Source organism: Mesotoga sp. B105.6.4, from assembly GCF_002896535.1.
In the GTDB taxonomy this organism is placed as follows: Bacteria; Thermotogota; Thermotogae; order Petrotogales; family Kosmotogaceae; genus Mesotoga.
This window is the reverse complement of sequence record NZ_JWIM01000061.1, coordinates 1-7,484: the sequence shown is the minus strand read 5'-3', so window position 1 is coordinate 7,484 and position 7,484 is coordinate 1. Positions and strand designations below refer to the sequence as shown.

The 7,484-nt window shown below is 45.8% G+C and carries 6 protein-coding genes; 2 read left to right on the top strand and 4 right to left on the bottom strand.

From position 1 onward, the window contains the following. The first annotated feature begins 475 nt into the window (after nt 1-475). On the top strand, nt 476-1,582 hold the full coding sequence (locus RJ60_RS12025) for a YibE/F family protein (RefSeq protein ID WP_103134850.1): 1,107 nt from the start codon (nt 476-478) through the stop codon (nt 1,580-1,582). A gap of 1,596 nt (nt 1,583-3,178) precedes the next feature. Further along, nucleotides 3,179-3,454: a hypothetical protein gene (locus RJ60_RS12020; RefSeq protein WP_103134849.1), complete on the top strand. Its 276-nt coding sequence runs from the start codon at nt 3,179-3,181 to the stop codon at nt 3,452-3,454. A 914-nt stretch (nt 3,455-4,368) separates the two neighbouring features. Here the strand turns inward: RJ60_RS12020 and RJ60_RS12010 are convergent. The 4 genes from RJ60_RS12010 to RJ60_RS11995 form a co-directional block, all read right to left on the bottom strand. Continuing rightward, entirely contained in the window at nt 4,369-4,788 is a 420-nt protein-coding gene (locus RJ60_RS12010) for a protein-export chaperone SecB (RefSeq protein WP_103134847.1), read from the bottom strand. A 3-nt stretch (nt 4,789-4,791) separates the two neighbouring features. Beyond that, a complete protein-coding gene (locus tag RJ60_RS12005; RefSeq protein ID WP_103134846.1) occupies nt 4,792-5,199 on the bottom strand; it encodes a helix-turn-helix domain-containing protein in 408 nt (135 codons plus the stop codon). A gap of 4 nt (nt 5,200-5,203) precedes the next feature. Next, on the bottom strand, nt 5,204-5,587 hold the full coding sequence (locus RJ60_RS12000) for a hypothetical protein (RefSeq protein ID WP_103134845.1): 384 nt from the start codon (nt 5,585-5,587) through the stop codon (nt 5,204-5,206). Nucleotides 5,588-6,536: 949 nt separating this feature from the next. Next, nucleotides 6,537-7,484 (bottom strand): M48 family metallopeptidase (locus tag RJ60_RS11995; RefSeq protein WP_258006306.1); only part of this gene is annotated, 948 nt, incomplete at its 5' end.

Here is a 7,484-nt window from a genome sequence, read left to right as displayed (position 1 = left end):
TTCTCTCACTTCTTGTCCAACCATTGGGGGTCAAAGGGACGAGGCGGATCAGAGGTAAGGGGAATGAGGCTAGAGGTAAGAAGATCAAGAATCTCTTCGCTCTTCCGACGTATTGCCTCTGACCTCAGGCTCTTCTCAAGGACGGGTCCATGATCTGGGACGAAGGACTAAGGACGACTCTTCACAGCGTACAGCGTTTTCTAATCAAGCGGATCTTCTTGCCCAGAAGCGGAACTGGCCAGGCGAAGCCTGAGTGGCCTGCGTCAGCAGACTGGCCACCGACTTCATTATATCAACAGATGCTATGTCCAACGAACTTGTCCAAACTCCGAAACACAAGTTTTATTAAGGAGAGATTTTCTCAGGTTGGCTTTGACGGCTTCACGGCCTGTAAATTACCAGAGCCTATCTTCGAGTCCCGCATGAAATGATATAATTCCAGGGAAGACAAAGAGAGAGTCAGGGAGATTTCAAGTTGAGATTGAAAAAAGCTTTGCTCTACATAACGGGAGCGGTCTTATTCGGTTATGTGCTTTTTACCTTTATAGATGCTTCCGTAAACGATCAGAGTACGATCAAGGGAAAGGTGCTGGAGATCGTAAGTTTCGATGAAACAGGAGGCTATTCGGGAAAGGGCCTCCAAACGCTCAGGATCAAGATTCTTAACGGCAGCCACGCCGGTGAAGAGGTAATTGTCGAGAACCACTTTACAGACAACCCCGCTATGGATATTCGCGTGGAAGATAATGATACCGTTGTGCTTTACATTGATCAAAGGGGAGAAGAAACCTTCCACGTAACTGACTTCATAAGACAGAGATACGTCTTCGTTATTGTATTGGTATTCATAGCCTTGCTTCTTCTCATCGGAAGAATCTCCGGGCTCAAATCCTTCATAACTCTTACTATCACGGGCCTGATAATAATTGAAGTGATGTTGCCGCTGATACTGAACGGATTCAACCCTATAGGCGTTTCTTCGTTGTCGGCAGCACTGATTACAGTACTTACTTTCGGAATTGTCTCCGGTCTCAACATAAAATCATTCTCAGCAGCCTTCGGTACATTGTGCGGCGTGCTTTCTGCAAGCGTTATTGCTTACGTAACCGGCTCACTTGCTAACCTTACGGGTCTCAGCAGCGACGAGGCAACAATGCTCGTTTATATACCCCAGAACATTCATTTTGATTTTATGGGTCTGCTGTTTGCCGGAATAATTATTGGGACACTGGGTGCCGTAATGGATGTTGCCATGTCGATCTCTTCGGCAATGTATGAAATGAAATTCCTCAACCCCGATATCACGCCGGGCAAACTCGTGAAATCTGGAATCAACATCGGCAGAGACATAATGGGAACGATGACCAATACCCTCATCCTCGCTTATACAGGGAGCTCAATCTTCCTCATGCTGGTCTTTCTGGCATACAAAACACCCTTGATAAGGATAATCAATATGGACGTAATTGCAACGGAGATAATCAGGGCAACTGCAGGAAGTATAGGTATAATCCTCTCAATACCGGCTACCGTATTTCTCTCGGCTTTTCTGCTAAACAAATATCGTTCAAAGAAAACCTGACAGTCGGAAGGTACTTGATTCTTGCTGCCATAATTATCCAGGCGCTTTGTTCCCCTTCTAATTAGCTTTTCCGGCATGACAAAATGCGAGATCATATGAAAGCCTGGCATCGTCACCCAGTAGTTGATACGGTATCTAGGACTTTGATTAACCGTGGTCGCAGGTTGCGCTGCAGGTTCGAAAAACCTTGAGAGCAGTATTTTGAAACAAGTTCAGCATGACGGGATGCGATGCTTTTCGAATAACCTAAGGCCGGCATCCCGAGTAACTCCTTATGTCAATCCCTTTCTTTGTCATCCCGATATGAAACTGATCGGGATCTCGAATGTAAGAACCGCTGTGCGCTTAAAAGCGGTGAACCCGCTGATGGCTTTGAAGAACCGTCCTTCGCTGAGACCCAAGCCCAGATCCTGAACAGGAGCACTTCAGGATGACGTGAAGGACTGTCTTCCCGTAGCGCCTGCCCCAAAATGGTCCTGTTTGGGGGGTCTGCACGGGATCTGGTCTTGAAGTACCGAAGTACCAAAGTTGCAGATAGGTGGTTGCAGGTTCGACAAACCTTGAGAGCAGTATTTTGAAACAAGTTAAGCATAACGGGATGCGATGTTTTCTGAATAACCTAAGGCAATCATTTCAGACTCGAATCCTGAATCTTGTTTTCGATCTTCTTCTTGGCTTAACCAAGAACGAAGAACAGGTCCTCGCTCTGGAACGAAGAACGAGTTTTCCTCGGATAACGGTGGACCGTTGACGGTCAACGTGGTTTTCATCAGCGTTCAGCCTTCAGCGGCTCTTTTTTGTCTTCCCAGCGGGTCCATGCTCTACCCAGCGTACAGCCTTCAGCGGCTCTTTCCCCGCGAAGCGGGCATTGCGTCCTGGCGTGATCTTCGCCAGCCTTGCGTCCCGGCATGTTCTTAGCCGGCATTGCGACCTGGGCCGTTCTTGCCCAGCCCTGCGTCTGATGTTTTATACTAGTGTTTGCTGCGCTTACGTGAAGATCAGGATTCTTACCAGAAGCGTGTCAGAATGACGGGATGTGGTGTTTTCTGAATAACCTAAGGCAATCATTTCAGAGTCGGATCCTGAATCTTGTTTTCGATCTTCTTGGCTTAACCAAGAACGAAGAACAGGTCCTCGCTCTGGAACGAAGAACGAGTTTTCCTCGGATAACGGTGGACCGTTGACGGTCAACGTGGTTTTCATCAGCGTTCAGCCTTCAGCGGCTCTTTTTTGTCTTCCCAGCGGGTCCATGCTCTACCCAGCGTACAGCCTTCAGCGGCTCTTTCCCCGCGAAGCGGGCAATGCGTCCTGGCGTGATCTTCGCCAGCCTTGCGTCCCGGCATGTTCTTAGCCGGCATTGCGACCTGGGCCGTTCTTGCTCAGCCCAGCGTCTGATGTTTTATTCCAGCATCACTTCCCGACGAAGTCGGCCTCACCTCTCACTTTTTTCTTGCAAGTGATCTTTGGGTCTTTCGGACCCCCCTACCCCATACATGCTACCACATTTCTAAGCAACCTCTAAGCGTTTGTTAAGCGGGCTCCAAGAAACGGGCCGTAGACTGAGAATGTACCAAAAATCATATGGAGGTGTAAGAGATGAAAAAGATAGTGTTGATTACGATTGCAGTTCTTCTGATCGGTGGAATGACATTGGCAGTAGGTTATGGAACGAAAGCGATGCAGAGAGTTCAGGATCCTACAACCTGTGAGAACTTTGTGGATGCAGACGGCGACGGAATAAATGACAACTGCCCGAATGGCGGAGTAAGAGAACTGAAGAATGCCCAGGACGGAACAGGCTACAGGCACGGCGCCTCTGGCGAAAAGGGACCGGGACTCGGCAGAGGATTCGGAAAAGCAGCACAGCTCTAAAAGATAAAACCCCTACCCAATCTAGTCAAGGGCCCGAAAGGGCCCTTGTTCTTATGATAACAAAATCGAAGACAATAGACCTCAGGAATCCGTCGGACTACATTTTCGCCTTGGGCTGTCATTTCGAATCTGATTGCGAAACTAAACGCTGTAGAGATTACATGAATGAGGTTAGAGGTTAGAAAGGCAAGATCTACTTGTTTTTCTACCTCTTCCCACTGGTCTCTTACGTCTTTTGCCCCCTTCAACAAGGACCTGGACGCGTAGCGTCGGAATGATGAACCTCTCTTCTGCTCTTGATCTTGAATCCCCGCTTGCGGTGGGAAGTGTTTGTTCTGAAACAAGTTCCGAGCTCGACCCCGTATCGATAATATGTATCTCAAATGTGGCAGTCTGTGCATTGCACGCGATAACACAGTTGTTATTGAATTCTCTTTTTTCCTCGAAGCGACGCTCTCGAGAATGTTCTTTCTCGACTGTTAATATCGAAGAAACGTGATGCTGAAAGAAGTTCAGATGGAACTTGAGTTTTTTGCTCTATAGCTTGCAACTTTCATCTTGGCACTTGCAACTGGTCCAGTTCGGAGAACGGAGAACCGTTGACGGTCAACGTGGTTTTCATCAGCGTACAGCCTTTAGCGGCTCTCTGATCTTCCCAGCGGGTCCATGCTCAACCCAGCGTTCAGCCTTCAGCGGCTCTTTTTTGTCTTCCCAGCGGTTCTTAGAATCGAGATTCCAAATCGGGTTCAGCGGCTAAGACAGTAATTACAGTAGGATTCTTACACTAATTCAAGCGACTTCTCCTGGGAATCCCCGCATAAGCAGCCGCTTTTTTCAATACAAATATCCTCCGGCCATATCATATGATCAATCGAGAAGTTCGATGAAAAGCTGAGGAAGCGTATATAGACTCTCTACTGTTTTTCTGCTTCCAAAGAAAAACGTGGATTCATAAGTGGAATAACAATTGGAGGTGTAAGGCCTGCCTGACCTGTAAACGATACAATAGCTGCGCGTAGTACTGGCAGAAGTATTGAAGTACCGCTCTCAGCAACCATTTTTTCTAATGCCTTTTCTTCGAGGGTTTCTTGGCATTCGAAGACTCCCTCCATGCTTGCCTTTATCGTAAGATAATCTGTCTCATCGGCTCTACCAAATGCTGATAGAGTGAGCGCAAGAAGACAGTTCTTCCTACCCTCTTCTTCGATAATTTTCGTCTCTCTACCGAGTTCAATAGATATCACGATCTCATTTTGTACTGGAGTGTAGGAGAAGGAAAACTCCTTTATCAGATATCTTTTCATTTGAAGTATCGCTTGTTCCACTCTATGCATTTATCAAGCCGCCTCACTCGGTTTCCATCTAAAATAGCTTTCATTATTCTTCACCGAAATTACGGGAATATATATAGGAATGTATTTTATTACCTCTCTTGTTATTTCGGTTTTTCTGTCAGTTATTCCAAGATCTACATTCAGTCTTCCTTCAAGACAGACAGAGATCTTGACAAGAGTCTCTAAGCTAAGATTCTCTTCTCCACGTTCAATATTTGAAACGTATGGCTGCTTAAAACCTAACAGCTCACCCAATTGTTTCTGCGAAAGACCTCTTTCTTTTCTGTAGCTCATTAACTGACTGGCAACTTGACCCTTAATCCTACCTATAGCGAGAGAATCTTCAACATTGTAGGTCTTGGCAACTTGGTCAAGAAACTCACCGAAAGATGAATTCCTCTTGATGCCCATTATTTCACCCCTTTCGAACTTTGAATCCTTTATTATCGCTCAACCATTTATCCGCCAGAATTTCAGCTTGTTTAACTGCCTTAACATAATCTGCTGAGCTTTTCTCAATGAACACCATAAGCAAAACACAGACCTCTTCAATACCATTGCTGGGGAAAAAACACAAACAACGAACATTTAATCCCTTTCTAATCAGCGTAATGCTGTTAATGCTCGTACCATGCAACTTTTCCAGTAGACCGGACTTTCTGACTCCTATAGGCCCATCTCTTTCAAGTACCTCTTCAAAGAAACCAAGCTTGTCCATAACAGGAGCTACCCTATTATTATGCTTGTCCAGAAAATCCAGAAAACAGGAATTGAAGCTTTCTGATCTTATGATTCTCATCGCACACCTCATTTATAACCTATAACTTATGTAATTATGATTCGAGGGAATTACAATCACGGTCGATTAGGTTAAAGTATGCACGTTTATTCTCATTATTCTTCCGCTTTCTCATGCATGCAGTTTCCTGGGCGACAAGAAACGGCATATACTACACTATTGGCTAGCAGTGGTTCGCGTCTTTGACCGCCAATGTCTCACCAAACCTCAGAGCGGAGAAGCCAAATAACACCCCTTCGCATTCATATATCCCGCAAACGCTTGCACAACTGACCTCGGGTCCGTCCCTGGTAAAAAGAACACTGAAGTGAATTCTTCCACTTCGTGGCCGTTTCTTGCCATATTGTTGCAGTAGTCTTCTTGAGTCAGTCTCTGAATGTCTCATGATCAAGCAGTTGGACCTTGACATTTCTTCGCAGGTTTTCCCGGAACCCCTAATGCTAAGGATCTCGTAGGCTTTCTCCTGATTTTATTGGTATCCTCCTGAATTTAATTACGACACGTCTGTTATTTTACATCACTAAACATTCAGAACAAAATACACTAATGTGATGTGATTAGTAGATAGTTAGCCTTGTCAAGCCCTTAAACTGACAACAGTGATCGTTTTTGGAAGAGACCGCGGGCTCTCTTCAACCTTGCGGATCTCACTTAGTTTGAGTGAAACAATCAAATTGGGAATCGCCTCACTTCACATGGGAATTCATCAGCAGAACCAATACCTGCCTACGACTTACGGAATAAATCCCAACGATGTCAGATATACATTTCATAAACTGTTGTCGAATTTCTTTACCAAGAAGAGATCGTTCTGAACTGAAGACGTTTGTCCCAATGATAGATAATTTAAGTAGCCGGGCGGGCGCCCGGCTTCGGTTCAGCTACGTGAATATGCAGTGGCAAAACGAACATGTTACCCTTTGACTGTTTGCTATTCTCCGGAAAGCATCTACTGAATAGGATTTGCTTTGTTCACCTGCTGCGTACCCGCAGCGGTGTGCTGGTTTTTGCCTACCCATTCCTCAATAATCTCTCTGGCATCATCAAGATCAGCAATGGTGATCGATTCGCCGAGTTTGTCTTCGTAGAAGTTCTGCAAGCTTCCTCCTCGGGAGCTGGAGAGATCGAGGATCATGCCGGCCGTAATGTATCTTCTGCTTTGTTCTGGCTTGTCGAGGCTCTCAAGTGCCTTGCCTGCGAGAAAGTAGTGTTTCGGATTTCTGGGATCGAGCCTCAGCAGCTTCTGAGCCCAGGCGAGGGCATCGAGCGGCCTGTCAGTATTGAGGTAAAGATAAACAAGCTCTTCCACAGCTTTCATGTGGTCTTTGTCTTCCGAGAGTGCTGCCCTGAACATTAGTTCAGATTTGTAAGGCTTCTTTCGCTTCTTGTAGATCTTTCCGAGGAAGACCATCCCCTCGACATCGTTTGGTTTCCTAGAATAATGCTCTTCAATGAGAGATTCGGCAGTCTCTGTATCATCGAAGAGATAAGCGATATGTCCGAGATCCCACAGCTCTTCCTCGTTCAAAGTGCTCCATCTTTCGAACTCGCTCGCTACGGATACGCTCTTCTCAGCCTTCGAAGGGCATTGACTCTTTTCTCCGTTTTGAGTTGTTTCTGGAACACTCTCTTCCTTTTTATGTTCGTCTATTATCAGGTGATAAAGCTTGACCGCCTCGCTCCATCTTCCATCTAAAAGCAAAGCCATCGTCTTTGTTATTCTGTCTTCCATGTTTTTTCTCCTTTCGTCGAAATAGTTGCAAGTGAAACCAGTTGCAAGTTCTGAGTTGCAAGTTGCAAGGGAAACCAGTTGCAAGTTCTGAGTTGCAAGTTGCAGGAAAACCAGTTGCAAGTTCTGAGTTGCAAGTTGCAAGGGAAACCAGTTGCATGAATCGAT